General features: G+C 40.8%; 19 protein-coding genes. 6 read left to right on the top strand and 13 right to left on the bottom strand.

What is annotated here, in order from left to right; translation table 11 throughout:
• The first annotated feature begins 262 nt into the window (after nucleotides 1–262).
• The 3 genes from IQ230_RS21255 (at nucleotide 263) to ftsH3 (ending at nucleotide 3,858) form a co-directional block, all read left to right on the top strand.
• A complete protein-coding gene (locus tag IQ230_RS21255) occupies nucleotides 263–1,057 on the top strand; it encodes a hypothetical protein (protein ID WP_193934243.1) in 795 nt (264 codons plus the stop codon).
• Nucleotides 1,058–1,136: 79 nt separating this feature from the next.
• A complete protein-coding gene (locus IQ230_RS21250) occupies nucleotides 1,137–1,931 on the top strand; it encodes an aminotransferase class IV (protein ID WP_193934245.1) in 795 nt (264 codons plus the stop codon).
• Between the two features lie 88 nt (nucleotides 1,932–2,019).
• Nucleotides 2,020–3,858 carry an ATP-dependent zinc metalloprotease FtsH3 gene (gene ftsH3 / locus IQ230_RS21245; RefSeq protein ID WP_407646696.1) on the top strand — a complete coding sequence of 613 codons (1,839 nt, stop codon included), beginning with the start codon at nucleotides 2,020–2,022 and terminating at the stop codon, nucleotides 3,856–3,858.
• 241 nt (nucleotides 3,859–4,099) lie between these two features.
• Here ftsH3 and IQ230_RS21240 read toward each other — a convergent pair whose 3' ends face one another.
• From IQ230_RS21240 to IQ230_RS21230, 3 genes are all read right to left on the bottom strand, one after another.
• Entirely contained in the window at nucleotides 4,100–5,005 is a 906-nt protein-coding gene (locus tag IQ230_RS21240; RefSeq protein WP_193934241.1) for a DUF2382 domain-containing protein, read from the bottom strand.
• Between the two features lie 141 nt (nucleotides 5,006–5,146).
• The gene (locus IQ230_RS21235) at nucleotides 5,147–6,073 is read right to left on the bottom strand and encodes a DUF2382 domain-containing protein (protein ID WP_193934240.1); all 927 of its coding nucleotides are present in this window, start codon (nucleotides 6,071–6,073) and stop codon (nucleotides 5,147–5,149) included.
• Nucleotides 6,074–6,793: 720 nt separating this feature from the next.
• Nucleotides 6,794–7,657, bottom strand: a complete 864-nt coding sequence (locus tag IQ230_RS21230; RefSeq protein WP_193934239.1) for a DUF2382 domain-containing protein — start codon at nucleotides 7,655–7,657, stop codon at nucleotides 6,794–6,796.
• Between the two features lie 280 nt (nucleotides 7,658–7,937).
• On the opposite strand from IQ230_RS21230, the gene IQ230_RS21225 reads away from it, so the two are divergent.
• A complete protein-coding gene (locus IQ230_RS21225; RefSeq protein WP_193934238.1) occupies nucleotides 7,938–8,567 on the top strand; it encodes a bifunctional 4-hydroxy-2-oxoglutarate aldolase/2-dehydro-3-deoxy-phosphogluconate aldolase in 630 nt (209 codons plus the stop codon).
• An 81-nt stretch (nucleotides 8,568–8,648) separates the two neighbouring features.
• Here the strand turns inward: IQ230_RS21225 and IQ230_RS21220 are convergent, their stop codons facing one another.
• The 5 genes from IQ230_RS21220 to uvsE form a co-directional block, all read right to left on the bottom strand.
• Nucleotides 8,649–9,599, bottom strand: coding sequence for a pentapeptide repeat-containing protein (locus IQ230_RS21220; RefSeq protein ID WP_193934237.1), 951 nt, complete (start codon nucleotides 9,597–9,599; stop codon nucleotides 8,649–8,651).
• Nucleotides 9,596–9,958: a Rieske (2Fe-2S) protein gene (locus IQ230_RS21215; protein WP_193934236.1), complete on the bottom strand. Its 363-nt coding sequence runs from the start codon at nucleotides 9,956–9,958 to the stop codon at nucleotides 9,596–9,598. Before IQ230_RS21215 ends, IQ230_RS21220 begins: the two co-directional genes overlap by 4 nt.
• A gap of 254 nt (nucleotides 9,959–10,212) precedes the next feature.
• A complete protein-coding gene (locus tag IQ230_RS21210; protein WP_193934235.1) occupies nucleotides 10,213–10,875 on the bottom strand; it encodes a Dps family protein in 663 nt (220 codons plus the stop codon).
• 401 nt (nucleotides 10,876–11,276) lie between these two features.
• Nucleotides 11,277–12,875 carry an Hsp70 family protein gene (locus tag IQ230_RS21205; RefSeq protein WP_193934234.1) on the bottom strand — a complete coding sequence of 533 codons (1,599 nt, stop codon included), beginning with the start codon at nucleotides 12,873–12,875 and terminating at the stop codon, nucleotides 11,277–11,279.
• A 124-nt stretch (nucleotides 12,876–12,999) separates the two neighbouring features.
• Entirely contained in the window at nucleotides 13,000–13,977 is a 978-nt protein-coding gene (uvsE, locus tag IQ230_RS21200) for a UV DNA damage repair endonuclease UvsE (RefSeq protein ID WP_193934233.1), read from the bottom strand.
• 547 nt (nucleotides 13,978–14,524) lie between these two features.
• Here uvsE and IQ230_RS21195 point away from each other — a divergent pair.
• Nucleotides 14,525–14,752, top strand: a complete 228-nt coding sequence (locus IQ230_RS21195; protein ID WP_099700191.1) for a hypothetical protein — start codon at nucleotides 14,525–14,527, stop codon at nucleotides 14,750–14,752.
• Nucleotides 14,753–14,760: 8 nt separating this feature from the next.
• On the opposite strand, the gene IQ230_RS21190 is transcribed toward IQ230_RS21195, so the two are convergent.
• The 3 genes from IQ230_RS21190 to IQ230_RS21180 form a co-directional block, all read right to left on the bottom strand.
• Nucleotides 14,761–16,314 (bottom strand): peroxidase family protein, encoded by a 1,554-nt coding sequence (locus IQ230_RS21190; RefSeq protein ID WP_193934232.1) that lies wholly within the window; start codon nucleotides 16,312–16,314, stop codon nucleotides 14,761–14,763.
• Nucleotides 16,315–16,572: 258 nt separating this feature from the next.
• Nucleotides 16,573–17,259, bottom strand: coding sequence for a phosphatase PAP2 family protein (locus IQ230_RS21185; protein ID WP_193934231.1), 687 nt, complete (start codon nucleotides 17,257–17,259; stop codon nucleotides 16,573–16,575).
• 34 nt (nucleotides 17,260–17,293) lie between these two features.
• Nucleotides 17,294–17,527 carry a hypothetical protein gene (locus tag IQ230_RS21180; RefSeq protein ID WP_193934230.1) on the bottom strand — a complete coding sequence of 78 codons (234 nt, stop codon included), beginning with the start codon at nucleotides 17,525–17,527 and terminating at the stop codon, nucleotides 17,294–17,296.
• Between the two features lie 162 nt (nucleotides 17,528–17,689).
• Here IQ230_RS21180 and IQ230_RS21175 point away from each other — a divergent pair, with 162 nt between their 5' ends.
• Entirely contained in the window at nucleotides 17,690–19,789 is a 2,100-nt protein-coding gene (locus IQ230_RS21175; protein ID WP_193934229.1) for an NAD(P)/FAD-dependent oxidoreductase, read from the top strand.
• 52 nt (nucleotides 19,790–19,841) lie between these two features.
• Here the strand turns inward: IQ230_RS21175 and IQ230_RS21170 are convergent, their stop codons facing one another.
• Both IQ230_RS21170 and IQ230_RS21165 read right to left on the bottom strand, forming a co-directional pair.
• Entirely contained in the window at nucleotides 19,842–21,059 is a 1,218-nt protein-coding gene (locus IQ230_RS21170; protein ID WP_193934228.1) for a coiled-coil domain-containing protein, read from the bottom strand.
• 620 nt (nucleotides 21,060–21,679) lie between these two features.
• Nucleotides 21,680–23,209, bottom strand: coding sequence for a TolB-like translocation protein (locus tag IQ230_RS21165; protein WP_193934227.1), 1,530 nt, complete (start codon nucleotides 23,207–23,209; stop codon nucleotides 21,680–21,682).
• Nucleotides 23,210–23,228: the final 19 nt, after the last annotated feature.

Genomic DNA, 23,228 nt, shown 5'->3' with positions numbered 1-23,228 from the left:
CCCCAACTACTGCATTCAGGGTTGATCTTCTCATTGCCACTGCACTCGATTTAATTAATCCCGTGCATTTGAAAAACTGGTTTACTCACTGTTGCTACTGTGCCTCATAAAACTGCAATAGGCTGTAAGTACGCATCAATAAAATAGTAATGGGTAATAGAGTTTTGAATTTTGAGGTTTGAGATTTGAATTAAAAAGACCAATAACCAAGCTTTTAGTTACGTTAGTTTCAACTGCTTACTTGGTGTTGTAAAGATTTAAGATGTTTACTGCATTACGGAGATACCAAGAACCATTAGCTGCATCTGTTGCCGTACTTTTGTGTGTATTCGGAGTTATTTCGCTGCAAATACCTCAATTACATCAGTTAACAAAAAATAAAACTGTTACTAAAGAATCACTAGTAAGAGAAACTGAAGCCGAAAAAGTCCGCCTGAATTTATTAAGACAACTCCCTAGTTTTGGCTTTGATAACTTAATTGCAAGCTGGGTATTTTTAAACTTTCTTCAGTATTTTGGCGATGATGAAATTCGCCCGCAAACAGGATATAGCCTTAGCCCTGAATATTTTGAGATTATTTTAGACCGCGATCCGCGTTTTTTACAAGCATACTTGTTTCTTTCTTCAAGTACCTCACTCTATGCAGGAATGCCAGAACGCGCGATCGCTTTAATGAATCGAAATTTAAAACTGCTTTCTCCGACAGTACCGCAAAAATCTTATTATATTTGGCGTTACAAAGGAATTGATGAATTGTTGTTTCTAGGAGATTCCACCGCTGCGCAGCGATCATTTACAACCGCAGCACAGTGGGCGAGTGTTTACGCTGATGAAGAAAGCAAACAAGTTGCAGCAATTTCCCAGAAAACAGCAGAGTTTCTCTCGCGCAACCCTAAAAGTAAATCAGCACAAGTTGGTGCTTGGACAATGGTTCTGAGTAACCCAGTTGATGCAGCAACGCGTGACTTAGCAATTCGCCGCATTCAAGCGCTGGGCGGTGAAGTTTCAATCTCCCCTGAAGGAGTCGTACAGGTAAAACCACCAAAAGAAGATTAAAGAAGCATAGCGAATAAATTCGCGGCTTAGAAACTAAGTCCACAAAGATGGACTAATAAAGTGTAGGAGGCAAACTAATATCTATTGGTACAACGGCAAATTAATTTCCAGTAACACTTTAGAAATTCCAGTTGACGAGCCTGGTTTATTGTACGGAGCAACTGTATTTACAACGCTGCGAGTTTATCATCAATCACTCGCGCACCCTCTTACCAATTGGCAAGCCCATTGCGATCGCCTCCGTTACAGTATCGAAACATTTGGCTGGCGATTACCAAATTGGGAGCAAATTGCGCAAGGTGCAATGAATTTAATACCGCACTTTCCTGTTCTCAGAATAACTATCTTTCCTGATGGATGTGAGTTAATTCTAGGAAGAACCCTGCCTGAAGACTTGACAAATAAACAGAAATATGGAGTACAAGCTTGGGTTGCCGCAGAATTCGCGCGATCGCTACCAACGCATAAAACAGGAAACTATCTATCGGCGTGGTTAGCTAAATTAGCAGCACAGCAACACTCAGCCGAGGAAGCAATTTTAGTTGACGAACAGGGAAATTGGTTAGAGACGAGTACGGGGAATTTATGGGGGTGGCGGGATAACTGTTGGTGGACACCACCATTAACAGCAGGAATACTGCCAGGAGTTGCGCGATCGCAACTATTAGAATGGATAAAACATTATTGTCGAGTTCAAGAGGAACCTTGGTTTGCGGATGCAGTCGATACGTTTGAGGCGATCGCCTATTCTAATAGCGTTGTAGAAGTGATTCCGATCCATACGGTGATTGAACAGCATGGAGAAGTCATCCAAAAGACGTACGATCCCTACCACTCTAGTCTCAAGCTATTGCGACAACTTTACGTAGCATGACAACTAGTAAAAAATTAATGTAGATTAAGAATAGTTAACAATTCCAATAAAAGCGCCCTCGCACATTAAATTAGGAGGATTGACCTCGGTGAATAAACGGTGGAGAAACGCGGGGCTGTACGCACTGCTTGCTGTTGTTGTCGTTGCGCTAGGTACAGCGTTCTTCGATAGACAACCTCAAAGTCGAGAAACATGGCGTTACAGTCAATTTATTCAAGAAGTAGAACAAGGTAGAGTTGAGCGAGTTAGCTTAAGTGCAGACCGCACTAGAGCCTTAGTGACACCTCTAGACGGTGAAAAACGAGTCGTAAACTTGCCAAACGACCCTGACCTAATCAATATTCTGACTAGAAACGAAGTAGATATTTCTGTTCTACCACAAACTGATGATGGTTTCTGGTTTAGAGCATTAAGCAGTTTATTTGTTCCAGCCTTACTTTTAGTTGGTTTATTTTTCTTACTGCGGCGTGCACAGAATGGTCCTGGTAGCCAAGCGATGAACTTTGGTAAATCTAAAGCCAGAGTTCAAATGGAACCGCAAACCCAAGTCACATTTGGTGATGTTGCAGGGATTGACCAAGCCAAGCTGGAACTCAACGAAGTTGTAGACTTCCTGAAAAACGCTGACCGCTTCACCGCAGTCGGGGCAAAAATTCCTAAAGGTGTGCTGCTAGTAGGACCTCCAGGAACAGGTAAAACTTTACTCGCGCGTGCAGTTGCTGGAGAAGCAGGCGTTCCTTTCTTCTCAATCTCAGGTTCAGAATTTGTAGAAATGTTTGTGGGTGTTGGTGCTTCCCGCGTACGCGACTTGTTTGAACAAGCAAAAGCAAATGCACCTTGTATTGTGTTTATCGATGAAATCGACGCTGTTGGTCGTCAGCGGGGTGCTGGCTTAGGCGGCGGTAACGATGAGCGCGAACAAACCCTCAACCAGTTACTTACCGAAATGGATGGTTTCGAGGGTAACACAGGTATTATCATCATCGCGGCTACTAACCGCCCTGATGTCCTTGATGCAGCATTATTGCGTCCTGGTCGTTTCGACCGTCAAGTTGTTGTCGATCGCCCTGACTATGCTGGACGGGTAGAAATCCTGAGAGTCCATGCTCGTGGTAAGACTCTAGCTAAAGATGTCGATGTTGAAAAGATTGCCCGTCGTACTCCTGGCTTTACTGGTGCAGATTTATCAAACCTACTCAACGAAGCTGCAATTTTAGCTGCACGACGCAATCTCACTGAGATTTCGATGGATGAAGTCAACGATGCGATTGACCGCGTTTTGGCAGGTCCAGAGAAGAAAGATCGCGTGATGAGCGAAAAGCGCAAAACTTTAGTTGCTTATCATGAAGCTGGTCACGCTTTAGTTGGTGCTTTAATGCCTGACTATGACCCTGTGCAGAAAATTAGCATTATTCCGCGCGGTCGTGCCGGTGGTTTGACTTGGTTTACTCCAAGTGAAGATCGCATGGAAACAGGACTCTATAGCCGTTCCTACCTCGAAAACCAAATGGCGGTAGCTTTGGGCGGTCGGATTGCTGAAGAGATTATCTTTGGTGAGGAAGAAGTTACAACTGGTGCTTCAAACGACTTACAGCAAGTTGCGCGGGTTGCACGTCAGATGGTGACACGCTTTGGCATGAGCGATCGCTTAGGTCCTGTAGCTTTAGGTCGTCAGCAAGGCAATATGTTCCTTGGTCGCGATATTGTTGCTGAACGCGATTTCTCGGAAGAAACTGCTGCTGCAATTGATGATGAAGTTCGTGAATTAGTAGAAGTCGCTTATCGCCGTGCTAAGGAAGTTCTTGTCGATAATCGTCACATTCTCGATCAGCTAGCACAAATGCTAATTGACAAAGAAACTGTAGACTCTGATGAATTGCAAGAACTACTAGCAAGTAGTGATGTTAAAACAGCAGCTTTTGCTTAATTTTGATAACTGAAAGCGAAGCGTTACGCTCGTAATTTTTAAGTGGGGTAATTCTGGAATGTAAACCAGAGTTGCCCTTTTTTATACCGTCTAACTTCTAACCCTGATCTCTGAACTCTGACCTCTGCTATAGAGGTCTATTAGTTCAAATAGAATACAGAAATAGGTAGATACATAAACTAAAAAGGACAGGAAAAATCCCATCCTTCTGAAGAACTTTTCTATTCGTAACAGTCACTATTTAAGATTGCTTGGTAATTTCAGACTTTTTACCCGAAGCACGTTCAAACCATTCTTGATATGTTTTTTGCCGTTCAGTGTCTTCGACAACGACTTCTATTCTCACTTTCTTGCAACCGTGGCGACGTTCTAGTGCGATCGCATTCAGAAGTAAACTGGCAATTTTAGGAGAGTCAAATTCACCACTCACTGTTAAACCACCATTTGTTCCTATTCTTGAACTAAGCGATGTTAACTGATTAATCTCTGCCTCTCTTAATTCAAGCCCAGTAATTTCTTGTTGTCCTAGTTCTATTTCTGCTAGTTGCTTTCGCTCTGGACTGACTTGTTCAACTATGAGTTTTTCCCTTCTTACAGGAATTTCTACCATTCGAGTCTCAATTTCTTTACGGACAATGACCTCGCCAACTTTACGTTTGTTGCGGTCAACAATGACTCTTTCTCCAAGTAAGCGAATAACTTCGTCTGTTAACATTCCTGATTCGCTTAATTCAGTTGCAACTACTGCAGTACTTTCAGCATATTCACTACTATGTGTACTAGCGTTACTTTCTTCTTTTGCGTAAGCAGGCGTTGCTGGGTTGTTATTAACTTCTGGAAATTCCATTCTTTGTGTCTCTGTAGTTATACACTGCGGTAATTTTTCACTTTCTGCTTGGTTAATATTGACCAAAACAGTTTTGTTCACAGGATCAATTTTTTGAACAAGCTTGCTAACTAATAAAACTAGATGAGATTGTTGTAAACTATCTTTGATAGATAAAACTAAATTGATTTGTTTATTGTTATCTAGCTTTAAGTCTACGACTTTAGCAAAAATATTACCTTGGTTATTTAAGACAATAAAGTTACTCAATTTACTTTTAAGTTTTTCCAGTAGGGCATCTATACGGTTGTGGTTTTGCATAGATTCACCTCTGAATAAAAACTGCTGCTTATTCATTTTATTAGCATTTAAAGATTTGAAAGTAGGGGTTAATGTTTATTTTTACCCCTACTCTATTCTCACTTAAACCTTATGGTGCGAAGTGTAAAAGTGATTATTTATCTACACGCGATCGTTTGGTAGGCGATCGTTGGGCAGACGATCTGATCCTTCAACGACTGTACCTTCGTTGTGAATATCTAGTTCTTCACGACGTATTGTTTCTTGAGCTTGTACAGTTTCTTGGTCTACTTCTTTTCTAACTCTAACTTCTTCACGAACAAAGGCTTCTTTACGAACTTCTGGAGTTTCTTCGTAAAGTTCTACACGAGTTGCTTCACCTTCACCAAAATGAACTTGGTTAGGATCTACAGTTCTACCCGCATCGGTAGGAGATACTCTTTCAATAACTACCCGCTCTTTTTCAATAGGAATAGAGACTTGAGCAGTTTCGGTTTCTACACGCTTACCAATTGAAACTTCACCTGCTTTCCTACGTACCTTGTTGGCTACTAAGCGCTCTTGATAAAGCTTCAGATTTTGATTTGTATCTTCTTTAAGGTTATACAAATCTTCGTCATACTTATAATCATAGGTATCACGGGTGTAAGTTGGTCTAGGAGCAGGAGCTGCTGTACCAACAGTTGCGGCTGTGTCTAAAGGTGCACCTTCTAGCGGCATTTCGACAGTAGGTTGACCGCGATATACACCGCGAACGCGTTCTTCATAATCGTAGTCTACTGCCATGTTTTCATCAAACTCTGGCAAATTTTCTGCTTGCTCTCTGGTCATTCCTACTGCATATACTCTGTCAGCTCCGTAGTCAATGCGAGAACGGCCTACAGGCATTAATACTTTTTTACCAAAAATCCAGAAGCCTAAATCAACAATGAAATAGCGGAAATTACCTTCTTCGTCTACTAAAACATCGCTAACAGTACCAATCTTTTCGTCTGTTCCTTGTGCGTATACGCTCATGCCTTTAACATCATTACCATCAAAGGCTTCGCGATAGTCTGGATCAAAATCGCTAATTTTAAGAAGTGCCATACTTTTATGTTTCCTTGACCGTTTTACTGTACACAGCTTCCAATATAAAAACTTAGCAATTATTGTTCATCTTCCTACCGAATGACTTCGGATTTTTTAAAAGCTTACTAGTGACAGATATTTTTTCTTTAAGCTATTAATTAAAACGATTTATCTCTAGTTACAATTGAAGCAGCAGAAGAAGTTTATAAAAGTATAGAAAATGTATTATAGTGTAAGGCTTGGCTACTTAACAGGTACTATGACTCAAATCCTATAAAACTGTGTATTCTTCTAAGTTCACAGACAGAAAAACTCTACTACATGTGTAACTAAAGATATATGTATATTGAATTTTGATATTTGTTGATATCTTCTATGGCTTTATTTCGCCTTTATATTTATCAATTTAACAAAATAGTGTAATAATCCTCGATTATTTATAAAAACCTCTTTTTATCTCTTCTGTTCACTTACTTTTTGGTACGTTGCAAAAGATTTCATCACTCAAGCAGCATTGCTCTATTGTCCAAAAACATTATCAATAACAGGAATACCCTCTCTATGAGGTTTGAACTATCTCTTTTGGAATACCCAATAAATACTTCAATTTAAATTTCCAACACTTATACGATAAAAATCAACTCCAAATTTCTTTCAGCATAGAAATTTGGAGTATGAGCTAGTGATAAAAAGTCAGAAAAAATGATTTTCTTGCTCAACTATGATGTACTGCTTAGCTTACATTTCATCATGAGTGATTTTATTCATTTGGTTAACCTCTGGCTGACCTTTAGTATCAATATCTAACTCTTCACGACGAATTATTTCTTCAGCCTCTACTGTACTCTGCTCTACAACTTTTTTAATTCTGACTTCTTCGCGTACAAATGCTTCTTTATGTATCTCTGGGGTTTCCTCATAAACTTCAATTCGTACTATTTCGCCTTCTTGAAAGCTAAGTTCTCCAGGCTCAATGATTTCACCTTCTACAGAAGATACGCGTTCAATAATAACTCGCTCTTTTTCTATTGGTAGTGATACTTTTGCAGTTTCAGTTTCAACACGTTTACCAACCGCTACTTCGCCTGTTTTGATGCGATTCTTAGTAGCTATTAACCTTTCTTCATATAGTTTCAATGATTGCTGATTTGGCTTATTAAGGTTATACAGCAAAGAATCATTCTCATAGCTATACGAATCTCGATCGTAAGTAGGAGTGGTTAACTCGCTGCCTTGTATTGTAGCGACTAAAGGGCGATAAACTTTCCTGACTTGCTCCTCATAGTCGTAGTCTACAGTTAGTTGTTCGTTATATTCTGGTAAGCCTTCGACTTGTAATTTAGTTAATCCATCTACAGTAACGCGGTGTGTGTTGTAATCAATTCGAGATAAACCTATTGGTAGTAAGATTTTTTTGCCTACTGCCTCGAAGCCTGTGTTAATCACCAAATATCGAAAATGCCCTTCCGGATCTACTAAGACATCTCGGACTGTACCTATTTCTTCTCCTCCTTCGGTATAAAGCTTCATGCTTTTAATATCGTCACCACCGAAAGTTTCTCGATAATTTGGATCGAAGTCTTCAAGTTTATGCAACGGCATACTATTAATTACCTGTTTATCTATATTGCTTAATACTTAGACTAGAAATATCTTTACGTGAATTCATCCTTCTGGCGACTGACTTAACCTTGAAACAAAGCTAAATTTATGCACTACAAAGCTAGCTATATGTTTTCAATGTTTAAGATTTTTAAAAATAATGAGAAGACTGTTTAAGGAAAGACTTACATAAAAAAGCTATGGTGTTAAAGAAAATAGTTAAACACGCCTTCCGTCTTTTGACAAATCAAAGATATCGTGTATTGAATGTATTAGCTATATGATGAAGGCTTGGTTAGACTTATTGCAAAGACATCGTGCGATCGCAGTTATTCGGACGACTCAAAGCGCACAAGGCTATCAAATGGCAAAAGCCGTAGTTGCAGGAGGAATGCATTTAATTGAAGTCACTTGGACCAGTGACAAAAGTGCAGAGTTAATCGCACGCCTGCAAGCTGAGTTACCACACTGTACGATTGGTACAGGCACACTGCTAAATTTAGAGCAGTTAAACAATGCGATCGCCGCCGGAGCAAAATTTCTCTTCAGTCCGCATTGCGATACCGCTATGATTCGTGCTGCTGTACAACAGAATATACCTATTATTCCTGGGGCGCTGTCACCAACAGAAATTGTTCATGCTTACACTGCTGGAGCAAGTGGCGTTAAAGTTTTTCCTATACAAGCTGTAGGTGGTGCAAGCTACATCAAAAGTTTGCAAGGACCACTCGGACACATACCATTAATTCCGACAGGAGGAGTAACGCTATCAAATGCGCGAGAGTTTATTGTAGCTGGAGCGATCGCCGTAGGTTTAGCCAGTGAATTATTTCCTAAGCACTTAGTTGATACTGAGAACTGGGAGGCGATTAGTCAACACGCTAAAACATTGATGGAACAATTGCATTAAATGCCCTCCGACTGAAGTCGAAGCTACCTAAACAAAGTGTACCTTCGTACACTAAAACAAGACGTTTATATAGTAGTGAGTTCATTCGCCAAGCATTTTTAACATATGAGGTACAACTGCCCAACTCAAATCGACATTATTCATTTCTACTTGACATAACTTAGCATCGATTAAGTTTGCGCCCCGCAAAATTGCTGAATTGAGATTCACATCCGTTAAGATTGCACGGTGCAAGTTAGCTCCACTCAAGTTTGTCTTACTCAAGTTTGCCCAACTTAAGTCAGCTTCGGTTAAGTTTGCAGTTGTTAGTTCTGCTTGCTCTAGATTTGCCCCCCGCAAATTTGCCAAAATAGCTTTGGCAGCGATCAGATTTGCACGATGTAAATTTACCCCAGTTAGATTCGCTCCACTAAGATTTGCCTGAGCCAAATTAGCTTCACTAAGATTTGATCCTTCTAAATTTGTTCTACTTAAATCAGCAGATGTTAAGTCGCTGGCGATCAACTCTACCTTTTCTAGCTGTGTTCCACACAAACGCGATCGCATCAATTTTGTGTTTGTCAGATTTGCGCGGTTCAAGTCCGCATCTATTAATATGGCTGCGGTTAAATTAGCTTTACTGAGTTGAACTCCACTTAAGGAGGCTTTGCTCAAATCTGCTTCTGTCAAGTTCACTTCATGTAAATTGGCACGACTCAAGTTAGCTTCACATAATATCGCTTTCCTGAGATCTGCTCTCCACAAATTGACACCACTGAGATCTGCACCTGTTAAATTCGCTGCTGTTAAATCTACTCCAATTAAATGACTGCCATTAAGGCGAGTCGCTACCATATTAGCTTGCTTGAGGATAGCTCCATTCAAATCTGCACCAACTAGGTTTGAGCGACTCAAATCTACACCATATAATGTTGCCCGCTTGAGGACAATGCCACTTAAATTCACTTCCTGCAAAGTTGCATGACTTAAATCCACATTAGGAAAGTAACGTTCTCCTGCTGCGTAGCGCCGCAGCAGTTCTTCAGCGTTCATAGTAATTCAAAAAATTGAATTTTTACCTGTACGTGTTGCTCAACGATCCGTACTGGATAAGTACGCAATGGTTCAAGCTGTTGATCTAGATGTGGTAAGGTTGCTAATGGATACACACAGCGCGGATAAACGTTTTCTCCGGTGCGAATATCATATTGAAAATGATGCCAGGGACAATCTAGCAATCCTTGCCACACGGTTGCTTTAGCAAGTGGCAGTTTTTGATGTCCGCACAAGCCTTGCAAGGCGTAAAACTGACCGCGATCATTCACGAGTAGAAGCGGTAAGCCTTCTACTTGTATTAGCTGTGACTTCCCTGGCGGAATATCCTCTACTTTAGCTACGGTGACATAGCACACAGTTGGCGCTCAGTGACTAGTGATTATTGGTTAGTGATTGGTTTTAAGTTTTGAGTTTTGAATGTAGAGCAAAAGAGTGGTTAGTGGCTAGTGATCAGTTATGAGTTTTGCATTTTGAATTAAAAGACTCTTCATAACTTTCTTAAACTCAACACTTCACGACTCATAACCTCTTAAACTCATAACTCAACACTTCACGACTCCCTTAAACTCAGCACTCAACACTCATAACGTTTAGCCTCCCCCTGCTTTCTTTAATGAGGTACTACCAAGAACCTAGAGGTATAAGGCGATTCTCCTGGTACACCTCGCCGGAAATGTCCTGATGGTTCTTCTCCTAGAAACTCACTAAACCAAGCTTCGTGTTCTATTTCTTCGTTGAGAATAGCCAGTGACAAATCGTAAGTGCGGTGATCTTTACCAAAAGTTATGTTACAGATGTCAGTGTAGACGCGAATGGCGCACCGCTCAGCTTCGACTAAGACTTGTAGTAGTGGTCGAATATCTCCTTGCTCTATCGCCTGTTTCGCTTCTAGAACTGCAGTTTGTGACTCTTCGCTACCGCCACTGGTAAAACCAACTCTTGGTGTAGAATCACCATTGTTGTGATGACGATCTGGTAAATATGCATCTGGACAAGCTGCTAGATTAGCAAAGTCACGAATGTCGCGCGGTAACTCTCCACCTAGCTCGTAGATACGGGGAACGAGTGCCTCAAAGTGGTTGCGATCTTCTAGTCTTGCATCTTCAATAATTTCTTTGAGTCCTTCTCCTTCTAAACCGATCGCGTTAGTGCGGAGAATTGTGTAGTAATAATAGGTGGTAAACTCTGCTGATGCGGCACGGACTAACTTATCTAAAAGCTCTTTAACGTCAATTCCAGCTTGTTCCACCATTTGCAATGCAACTTTTCCCATTGTGGAACCTCCTTGCATGATTAAATTGAGTTTTAAAACAGTTAATTATTCGAGCAAGTAATAGCAGAGTTCAGGGTTCAAAGGTCAGAGATCAGAGTTGAAAGTGTTAGTATTATCACTATTTCTGAGCCTCTATATTGACCACTACTACAGCTAAGAATCAATGGTATTAGCTAGTACGTACCCAAGCAAAAAAAATCCTCATTATTTAGGTGTAGTTGCCACTTACACTCCACCTCACACCTAGTTTTTTGGTGGCAAACTACACTCTCAACAGCGAAACTTTTGTGATGTTCGGCGCAATGAGTAGAATATCTACTCAACATTGCCTACTTTTTAATCTTGCCTAAATTACTCATAAACGTGTTGACTTTGATAAAAAAGTTAAAGTTTCTGCTGACTTAACTTAATTGAGCAACAAGTTGATTTTGCAATAACATTTGATTTGTGAATAAATCTTCAACGGTAATACGTAAAAACCGCTCTTGATCGACTTGAAACAACACTTTAACACGATCGCTTCCTGGATATCCTGGTGGTGTCAGTTGGGCAATGGAACGCGCACCATCTTGATCGTTGAGGGGCTTTACTTGAGTTTGTCCGCTATCGAGACGACGTGTTATTAGGCGATCGCCATCAAAATATACTTCAGTACTGCCTGTTGCTTGCCCAAGCTCACCGATAATTAACTCAATACTCGGTTGATTGTCTACCGAAGCACCTAAAACAAGTTCTACTGGCTCGCTCATTGGGTAAGGTTGTCCAGCTTTAATTAAAGGATGCCATTTGTGACTATTTTGCCGTCGATCCCAGTAACGAATACCGTAGCTATGATAAAGAAAATCTTTAATTTCGATACCTTGACTTAACTGTAAAGCCCCTTGCGCGATCGCCTCAAAAGGTTTTTCACAACGAATTTTTGCCGAGTCAAAATACTGTTGTATCCATGTTTGTACTGCTGGCATTTGTGCTGTTCCGCCAACAAGTAATACTGCATTAACATCAGTAACTTCTAACCCTTGTCGCCGTGCTTGTTGCAAAAGTTGCGTCATCGACTCATCTAGTCGCTCAAAAAATGCGTGCTCTTGCAAAATATTTTCTAAACTCGCACGATCTAAATCGAGTTGGTAACTTTCAAAGGTTTCGTCATTAAAATAGACTTCACTCGCCTGTAGTTGAGTTGATAATTGAATCTTCAATTTTTCTGCAAGTCGTGTCGTCAAGGAATTGACAACTAAACCCTGCGTTGTGGCAAAGTAATCAATTAACCAATGATCGATATCAGAACCGCCAAGATTTTGTCCTGCTTTCGCGAGTACTCGTGCTGTTTTAGGCTTTTGTCCTGATTTTTCGCTAAATAACTTATCACCCCATTTCAGCACAAACCCTAGTGGTTTTTTAGCTGTTCCCTCACCATCTAACCTAACTAAAGATAAATCAAGTGTTCCTCCACCAAAGTCAACAACGAGTAAATTTTCTTGATCTGCTAAACCATAACCCAAAGCAGCCGCAGTTGGTTCATCGATCAGCCGCACCTGTTCAACTGCAAGTGATTGACACACATCCCCTAGCCAGTGACGATAAGCCTCAAAGCTATCTACCGGTACAGTTAACACCAAAGACTCGGTAATATCAGGCGTTTGGGCATTCAGGGTTGCAATAATTTGTGTCAAAAACCATTGCCCCACTCCTTCAAAAGTGATCGTCTCGCCATCCAGTTCGGGGAGAAAGCCTTGAATATCTGCACCAATTCCTCGTTTGAAGCTACGAAAAAATCGCGGATTATTTGCCAAATCTAATCCGCGATCGCGTACTGCCTGTCCTGCTATCACTTTCTTTTGGGCTGCATCCTCCACATACACCAAACTCGGAACTAAAGGCGGATTTAATCCTTGTTGTATCGAAAGCCCCGCTAAACTCATTGTTTCTGGCTTTTGCGTCACGGGGTTCCAACGCGCTATGCAAGTGTTACTCGTACCGAAATCAATTGCGATCGCCATTCAACTATCTACTATGCTTTAAGTCCTCATATTATTCATACTATTTTCTGTCAGTACAGGAACATCTAAATTACTTGGTTAGGGTTGGTAATCGGTATTTACTGCCAAAACTCAAATCTCAAAACTAATCACTAGTCACTAGCCACTCTTTTTGCAACAAAGCGATCGCATCTTCTTTAGCTTTAGCTTCAATTTCGATCCAGGGGGCTTCGCGATAGACACTTGGCATCAGAGAGATTAAGTCACTGTGCTTGCGATCGTTAAAGGCGGTTTCACCGTTAGATATATGTACTAATTGCCATTCTGGATTTTCCCAAGTATCGCGTGCTGCGTAAAACATCTCAGCTACCGAAGGATCTTCGTAGCTACTTAATTTTTCATGACAGATATGATGATGAGCATCAAACACCATTGAAACGCCAGTGCTTTGACATACTTCTAAAATTTCCTTAGCGCTGTAAGCATATTCATCGTTCTCGAATGTTAAACGATTTTTAATTTCTTCTGGTAAGTTATTGACAACTTGAATTAGTTGTTCTGGGCGTTGCGCTTTACCACCGTGAATATTCATCAACGACCAATGCGATCGCGGTAATCCTAATAAGTCTAAATCTTTTGAATGCCTTTGCAAAATTTGAATACTCGATTGCACAACGGTGGGAGAATCAGAACTCAATACAACGTATTGATCGGGGTGCAGCACAATCCGAATGCCTAAGTCTAAGGCACGCTGTCCGATTTTACCCAACTCATCCCGCATTTGTTCTAACACCTGTGCCCCAATTTCATCTTCCCAATCGTTTAGGGGAAACAAACTTGAGGAAGCGCGATAAAGCTTGATATCGTGTTGCTGACAAAATGAAAGTGCTTTATGGAGACGGTTGACATTATCTGTATAAATATCTTTTAGAGTATTCTCCCGTTCGCTTTCACTGAGTTTGAGATAACGAGTGCGCGTTATTGTGCGGAAACGCACCTCTTTGGAAAAGGTGACACAGACTAAACCAAGATTTGGTTGAGGCGATTGCTTTTGGTGCTGAGATGAACGCGATCGCGCTTCTAAAGTCGTCTGAGACAAATTGTTTAGCTCAACTGCTGTCATGCATTATTGATGATTAACCACATTCTTATTCAACTGGGCTTTTTGTTAAGAAAGTAGTATCTGTAGGCATAATTGGCTACTACTGTCACACGTTTATTAAGCATCCAGCACAATCAAAATAAATATTCTACGTGGGGTAAGCACCTTACCTGCTTGCACCCAAGGCTATTTCACCTTCAATCAAGTTAACTGACTTTGTAAAACAGCTTTTAGTCTATCTGTTAATAGATGACAAACTTTGCCTACTATCTTTAGGTAGAGATTAAAAAACGGTAAATTCCTCTTTAAGTATGTTACTTATGGTCAAAAACCTTGCATAAGTGACTAACTACTGTCCTGAAAATGCCAGTAGAAAAGTATTTCCTGCTCGTTGTCAAGGAAGCTACAAACTCAACATTTGTCAAGTACATGAAATACTTCTTTAGGTTAATGGCGGAGAAACGAAATATTTCTTAACCTGGGGAGGCAAAGCGAGTAAAGAGGATCGCGATCCTGCTGACTCCTGAACAGTGCAATAAGCGTTAATTGACCGCAAGGCGTCAAATTTATGAACAATCAGCAATCAGCAGATGCTGCTATCTTCCTCGGAAACCTCAAAAACGGAATATGGCTGTTAGGTACGTCCTCCTGGCTATTTGGTATTACAGATAGAACTATTGCTTCATTCTCAGATGGTTATCTATCGGCAATAGACATCATTCAGTTATCTACTGCGTCCTTCTTTTTTGTCAGCTGGCTATTTCTCAAACCGACATCAAAGGTGCAAACTCGGTAATATCATTTTCAACTGACTTGCGTCATAGAGACAAGAAAGCGCTGATCAGTTAGTGCAATGTTGCGATGAAGCACATCTGAAAGATTGTGAGTATCCTGAATAATTTTCATCCCAATCGGAGAAAAAGTTTTTTCATTAAACACATTTTCAGCAAGTAAGGGATTAGTCAGTGCCTGAGAAAATGCATCAATTCCAACAAGTCTGCCAATTAAAGGAGACAAAGCAGAATTTTCACGGGTGTCTTCCGCAAAAAGTCCTACGTAATATTCAATGTTATCTACATGACCGTATAAAGCTTTGAGATCCTTTTGTGTTCCTTCATCTTCAGTAATTTGATTAAAATCTGTCACTCTGGGAAATTTACACATCTCCCGATAATCGTTGTAGCTTGCTAATTGAGCATCGCGCCCTAATTTAATACTGTTGATGTCAGTATTGAGAATAAAATAGGGAGTATTGTGTAATCCGATGTCACCTGCAGGTTGTCTAGAAGCTGCATCAAATAATTCTCCTAAACCTCTACTTGTAATTAAGTCGTTATTCCACTGTGTTTTTTCTATAGGAATTTCTGAACCATCAAGCACAACTTTATTCGGTACAAGACTGTGCCAGCGATACAACAAATTAAATTCCACTGTCATCCAATTTTGGCGATACCACTTCTCGTTTGTGAATGCAGTTGGATCGACAATAAACTTGAAGTGATACGGAGTAATGTGATTGATGTACTCTTCAACGACGATTTTAAGGAGTAGTACTATGACAATATTTCTAGCAGTTTGAAAAAGTCGTTCGTCATCCCAATCTTTATAAGTTTGTGCTAAAACATCACAAATTCGGTTATGTTCCCTCAAAAATAGGGTATTCATCATTACATAACCAATCTGGACATTTCCGCGTTCATTACCCATTGCAAATAGGTGATTTTTTTGTTCTGGAGTCGTCCATTCTTCACGAAAAATTGGTGGAGGTAATTCTTTAAATTCTGCTTTGACTTGTCCGTTTTCAAAGTAGTATGGAGGATAGTCTTCTCCATCTATTGTCTGATAACGTAGCTTACCACCTTGATGTAATCTTAAGATGTTAGTAATATCTTTATTCAAGCCATACAGTGGGCTGATATCAATTTCGTGGTTAGAAGTATTTTTTAAGTTGTTATTTCTATCAGTTCGTAAAAAACCATCAGTAAACCACTGAGCAAAGTAGGAAAACAACAGCGTAGATTTGGGCGATAAGATCTCTTTTCTCTTACGCAAAAATAGCGTTTCAGCAATGGTTTCGGGTAATGGTAATTTCTTGTAGTCCCTAGTAACTGGCGGTAAATGACGCCCACTGTATTTTCTATCAGTTAATGAATCCCATGATGTATAAGATGCCATCGTGCTGAAAGGATAGGGACGAGTCGGAATTTTGTAAATAGCATTGTTGATTAGATATTTATTAATTTTGCGCTTGAGATAGCCGTTTTTTTGAACTAAATCCCACAACCACTTGAAGTGCGTTAAGACATAGTATTCTACGTTGTTTCTCAAACCGTCTTTTGCAGTACTCCTTGTCTTCATGGCAGCGCTCACCAGTTAGGTATACTTTGTTACTAATTAGACTAGACGCTTAGCGACTGTCGAACTGATGTTATATCAGCAGTAAGGAGTAACTACACTAGTGGCAAGGACTTTTCCTAAAATTTCTAGAATGCGATCGCGAATAAATTCGTAACTAAACAAACCTTGCCTAGATGGTGCGCGGACTTAATTATAAAACCCTGACTTTGTTATGCGCTCGCTACACTGTTTAAAGGGCACTTTCTTACGCAAAAGATTTTATCGAGAAGCAGAAACCGAATCTTTAGTATAAGCATGACGACGGCGACGTTGACGCCAAATTCGCAAGCTAAGGATACAAGCGACTAACCAAACTGCGCCTGCAGCATAACCAGCGACAACATCAGTAGGCCAATGAACACCAAGATACATTCGACTAAAGCCAATTGCGATCGCAAGTAAAATAGTTAAGCTAGTTATTAGCTTTTGGTGTCGCGGGAAGTGAGTTGTTAGGACATAGCCAATGACACCGTAGATCACAAGTGACACCATTGCATGACCGCTAGGAAAGCTGTAATCTCTCACATTAACAATACGTTCCCACAAAGCTGGTCTTGGTCTACTAAATAGTTGCTTAAGCCAATAGTTAAGTAATACCGCGCCGACTGCTGCAATCCCTATTGTTGTTGCTTCTGAACGATGCTGTCTGTACAACCAAAGTCCTACAACCAAGCAAACAATAAATAACACAACTGGATCGCCCAGGAATGTTGCCCCTATCATCGCTTGATCGAGCCAAGTATTGTGTAATTGTCGAATTGTTAGCAAAATTTTAGTATCAAGCGCGTAGCTTTCTTTTTCTAAAACTTCGTCTGCAATTTGGGCAAATATCCATAAAGATAAGCCCGCCAGTAAAATTCCTGCAACTCTGATGCGGAATACTAGCGAAATCAGTCGGGATCGCATCTAGTTTGTCTTACTCAAGTCGTCTTTTCCCAGTTTAAGAGAAGCTATCCCAAGCTTGGGCAACAACATCACTTAACCAGCGTCGTTGCTGGACATCAAGTAAGCTGTCATCAGCTAGCACTTGAGCAGTTAACTGTTCTAAAGATTGACCTTGGGCACGGACAATTTTAATCACACCAGCGATCGCAGCTGCAACTAATTCTTCATTTACAGGTTCTTGGTGCAGGTCGACAATTTCTTCGGGACTAGCAGGAATGGGATAATGCATGGCGTACTTTCACACAAATAGGAATTACTTTAATAAACTTAGTTAGATTGTAAACTTTCTTAAATAAATTCTCAGCTAACTCGTAAGGGGAAGTTTAGCGCAAACTGTGATTTTGTCAACTCTATCTGCATAAATAATTAACTCGGAGTTAAGATCAGCAAAATGAGAGAACTTGTTTACATAGAAATTCCCACACCAGATACAGCAGATGTCCGAAGCTGGCTGCAAACGGAATGGGTACCGGAAGTAGGGGAAAAAATTATCACTTCTGAAGGGCTGCGATTGAGAATGCCCCAAAATTTATCTCCGGTAACGTCTACTTCTGACTTTTCGGCAGATAAAATGCCTTCTGAACTCTCCGCTTTTGTCTGGTCAGTACAGCGTACAACGTATCTTAAAGTTTTCCGCTGGGGCGATCGAGCTTTACCCCATGAAAAGCAAATTCTCCAATATCTGACGGCTGAACTACGAGTTAGGTTTCCACATCACTATCCAGAACCACCTGAAATTGGCGACAAGTCAATTTTTGAGGCACTAGCTCCTAATTATCCTTTAACTGTCAAATATTTTCAAAAATTTCCTCAAGGAGAGTATGACTTAACCCGCGCTTATTGGTGGGAAAAACGATGGCGCGAAGGAGTCCGCAATCCGCAACAACCACAGCAAGTCATTTTTAAAAAAGTACCCATTCATCAGAAGCCACTAATACCTACTTATGACTTGATCTATATAGGTGGTGCATTAGGCGTTATTCATGCGGCGGTGATGGCACAGCTAGGTTACAAAGTATTGCTGATTGAGCGCTTACCGTTTGGCAGAATGAATCGCGAGTGGAATATTTCTCGCGCCGAATTACAAAGCTTGATCAATTTAGGCTTGTTAACTCCAGCAGAATGTGAAAGTATCATCGCCCGTGAATACAAAGACGGGTTTAACAAGTTTTTTGATGGCAACAATCCGGATCATCTCAAAGCACCTGTGTTACATACTCCAACTGTGTTGAATGTTGCGCTTGATGCAGAAAAGCTGTTACAGATGTGCGGGGAAAAGTTACAAGCGGCTGGCGGAGAAATTTGGGATGAAACGGAATTTCTCAATGCTGTTATAGCAGATACACACTTAACAGTAAAAGTCAAGCACTTGCCAACACGCGAGCGAGAAGCCACTGGACGTTTGCTGGTGGATGCTATGGGAACAGCCTCCCCAATTGCTTGGCAGTTAAACGGCGGACGAGCATTTGATAGTGTTTGCCCAACCGTAGGTGCGGTAATTTCTGATGGTTTTGATCCAGAGGTGTGGGATTCGCAGTATGGCGATGTTTTAAATAGTCATGGAGACATTTCACGCGGAAGACAGCTGATTTGGGAGTTGTTTCCAGGTACAGGAGAAGATATTGCCATTTATCTATTCCATTACCATCAAGTGAATACAGCTAATCCTGGGTCGTTACTTGAAATGTATGAAGACTTTTTTACAATTTTACCAGAGTACCGTCGCTGCGATTTAGACAAGCTGGTGTGGAAGAAAGCCACGTTTGGTTATATTCCAGGTCACTTTAGTTCTAGTAGCCGCGATCGCACAGTAGCTTTTGATCGCCTGATTGCGATTGGAGATGCGGCATCACTGCAATCTCCTTTAGTCTTTACTGGCTTTGGTTCCTTAGTCCGCAACCTAGAACGATTGTCAACACTACTAGATACTGCCTTAAAGCATGACTTGCTGAAATTTCAGCACTTGAACCAAATCCGTGCTTATCAAAGCAACGTTGCTGTTACCTGGCTATTTTCTAAAGGCATGATGGTTCCCACAGGGAGGTTTTTACCACCTCAACGCATTAACTCAATGCTAAATACTTTCTTTGGCTTGTTAACTGATGAACCTCTAGAAGTTGCTGATACGTTTATTAAAGATCGAGTAGATTGGTTAACTTTTAATCGCTTAGCGCTGAAAGCAGCCAGAAAAAATCCCGCTCAAGTTTTGTGGATTTGGGATTTAGCCGGACCAAAAGATATTTGGCGATGGCTTGGTAACTATATTAACTTTGGCTTCTTTGCCTTATTCAGTGCTTTACTTAGTAGTTGGTTTCCTGGTTTTCTACATCAAATACAATCCTGGCTAGAACCTCGTTATCCTGCTTTATGGTTAAAGCTACTAGCCTATAATTATGAACTGACAGCTGGGATGGGGCATTCTCAGACCTATCAGCAGCAACATACGAGTCGAGATATAGCACTCAGTCAGAGGTCAGAGGTCAGAAGTTAACAAAGTGCGTGCAGGGTAAGAGAGAATACCTGCACGCAACTAATTTATATATTTAACGAATATGGGCAAAATTTGGTAGTTCAATCGCAGCTAAAGTCTTACGTTTTTTAGATCGCGACGGATTCAAGACAGGTGAAGGCCAATTAGGATTAGCAACATCAGCAGGTTCTTCCCATGTAGGTAGTGGTTCAAATTCAGTCGTTGATTCAGATGACACTGACGAAGATTCTGAATGGTGAGGAATCTTGCGATCGCAGTTAGTCTCAGCAGGCGCTTCTAGCACTTCTGCGAACGTAGCCTCAAGCCATTGTGATTGATCTAATGTCTCTGTCGTGACTTCTACTACCTCAATAACATTGTCAGAGGCTTGAGCCTCAACACACGAAGTATCACTCAATAAATTTAATACAGCATTATGTTGCTCTTCTGGAGTTTGTCCCAAGGGCACGATCGCTTCTGGAAATTGCTCTTTGAAGGCTTCTACTAAAGTTTCATCGATATTTGTTGTCGCTTCCGCAACAGCATTCATTGGCTGTGTAGCGAACACTTCACAATCAATTTTTGATTCGTGAATTGACCAAGGTGGAATTGGTTCGACTTGGGCGAAAGACACTTGATGCGATGAATCAGTTTTTTGCTCGCATTCTTGATACGTAAAAATGCGATCGCTTTCAACTTCAGATTTAGCTTCAGGTTGATCGAGACATTTTTCTAATGCGACTTTCAGTTGCATTGTGTAGCGCTGCTGACGTGTCAGGCGGTTGCGTAGTTCTTGGCAGGTGCTTTCGCTTTGTCGCAACTGATAAGTTTGTTCGTTGTGAGTTGCTTGAGTTAATAACCACTCATGTTCAAGTTGGTTAACTCGTTCTTGACTTGTTTGTAACTGTACTGTTAAACCTTCGTTTAAAATTTCCTGTTGCTGGTTTTTTTCTTTAAGTGCTTGCTGTTCTTGCTTGAGTAGTTTAATTTGTTCTTGCGCAGTTTCTAACTCCTGCATTTTCTGTGCTAGCTGTGTTTGTAGCAACGATCGCTCTTGATGATGAAGCTGTGAGTCTTTTTTGCATTCCGCCCGTGCTTGTTCTAACTGTATCGCCCTTTTAAGTAGCCTACTATTTGTCAAGCGTAATACTTGAATTACAGCAACTGCTTCTTGTTTGTCCAGTTTTTCAACATTTACAGGCGCGCTTAGCAAGCCTTCGATTTCTTCCATCAGGCTGGAAGTTGTGATTCCTGCTAAATCAGTTTCTTTTTGAGTTAATTTCATATTCATAGGCAATTTGCTCTGGGCAAGCGCATTAGCATCACAGAGTATCCGATTTGTTGCATTTGAGTGAGTTGATTGACTGGTTAAGGAAAGACTAAATCAGTTAATTTATCAGATGCACTCGTAGCACATGGCGGGATGACAGGATGCTAAGTTTAACGAAACTCCTCTGTCTGTGACTTTAGTCACAATTTATTCAAAGGTTCATGGTTCAGCGATAGCGGTCAGCAGAGATATTATGTGTACGTGAATACTTAAAGGCAACGCAAAAAGTTATTGTGTTCAATTAGATGGACATGATATTAGGTATCCGCTCAGAAAACAAGGGGGTAAAAAAAGTATTGGAAGAATCTAATTTGCAATTAGATATAACAAATTCCCCTAATGTAAACTAGTAAACAATTAGGTTAGTCAACTGTTATTTGTTGAGCATTAAGTAAAGATTTGTGTTGAGTATTAAGTAAAGATTTATCTTGTTATATCAAATTGAGCTAACTATTTATATAAGGAATAGCGATTAACTGCTAGATTAATGATAGTTTGCTTATTTTAAAAGCTTATGGCTCATAGTTAATTGAAGATAAGCTAAAAGCAAAGAACAATTCTTTTCTTCTATTTGCAACATATTAAGGTAGCCAACGAGGATGAAAACCTGGTAATGGCAGTTGTTCTGGTTGCATCTGGGTAGGCTGTGGCGAGGATGCAGGTGAAAGCAACGGAAGTAACCATAAACGACTCGTTGCGATCGCTTCTCCGTCACTCGTGCGCGGTACATCAGCTGCTGGATTGACCGCATCTGTTGCGGCTACGACTTGGTCAAACAACACTGCCAAACCATCCGGTGCTAAACTCATTTGGACGTCACGTTGGTCTGGTAGAATCACTAAAGGTTTTTGATTGCCTGTTTTCAAGTCAATTGCAACTAAATACGGTTGTTCTTCGTACTCTTCTTTCTCTAGCAACTGAGTAAGGAGACAATAAAGATTTTGGCGGAGTGGATCGAACTGACAGCTTTTAATTGAGCCTGTTGTCCGTAACAGTTCTTGTGGTTCTCCTTGGCTTGTTACCAAAAATAGCGATCGCGTGTAATCTGAGTTAAATTTCACCATCGTTGCTTGCGCACCATCGCGAGAAAAATTCAGTACCATCCCATATTCCGGCAGAAAATCCAGTGGTTTTTCAGCATCGGTTTGTAACGGTAAAATACCGACACCTTCTCCTTGTGCCACTGCAACAGAAGCGCTATCTGGTGTAATTACAAAGTCTCCTCCTGGTTGGCTATTCAATTGCTGCGGTTTTTTGTTCTCTTGCAATAACCACAGCCCAAATTCTCCAGGATTTTGTTGATTCACGCGTTGAACAACAATTTTTTGTCCATCCGCAGAGAGATCGAATTTTAAATTTTGATACTCTTTGTTATCTAATATTAAATTTATTTTACCAGGTGGTTCTGGGTTAGCTGTTGCGTCAAAAGGTAAGCGCAAGCCCAAAAAACCTTGAGTCATTTGGGTTCCAGAGTCAGAATTTATGCCAGTAGTTACTGTATAGAGTTGTGAACTCAGTAAGTCTTGGCTATTTGTGCGCTCAGTAGCAGAAAATAAAACTTTTTGTCCATCAGGATATGGCTTGAAGTCTACCACAACTAAATCTCGGGGCGTGAGAATTGTTTTTTGCTGTTGTGAGAGGTTGTATAGTACAAGGCGTCCTTGTTCATCTTCTTCTACGCCCAGATAAACAAAAGCGCGATCGCGCGTGCGAAAGCGGCTACTAAATGGCTGCATCACTTTTGGCGAGTTTTCCGCTACAGAAAGGCGATCTTTAGCACTGTGTAGATTAAATTGATAAGAGTTGCCATAAGGTGCAGGTGTCAGCAGTGTATACGCCATGCGTCGCCCCGCCCAGCTTATTTTCCCTGGTAGTGGCGGATCTATCTGAAGATTTTCTTCAACACTCTTTGTGTCCATAGGACGACTAAAATTCAAAATAAAAGCCGTGTCTTCTGCGCCAATTGCTTTACCATCCCAACTAAAATCTCGCACTTGTGGCGCGACACCATCACCTTGTAATAACAGCAGTCCAATTAAAACACTCAACACTAGCATTAAGGTGAGTGCAACGCGATCGAGTGGTTGTAGAAATTTACGACTCACAGACATACTAGTAGGGGTCAGGGGT

Origin of the sequence: Gloeocapsopsis crepidinum LEGE 06123 (assembly GCF_015207655.1) — a bacterium.
GTDB lineage: Bacteria > Cyanobacteriota > Cyanobacteriia > Cyanobacteriales > Chroococcidiopsidaceae > Gloeocapsopsis > Gloeocapsopsis crepidinum.
This window is presented reverse-complemented; position numbering and strand designations above follow the sequence as displayed.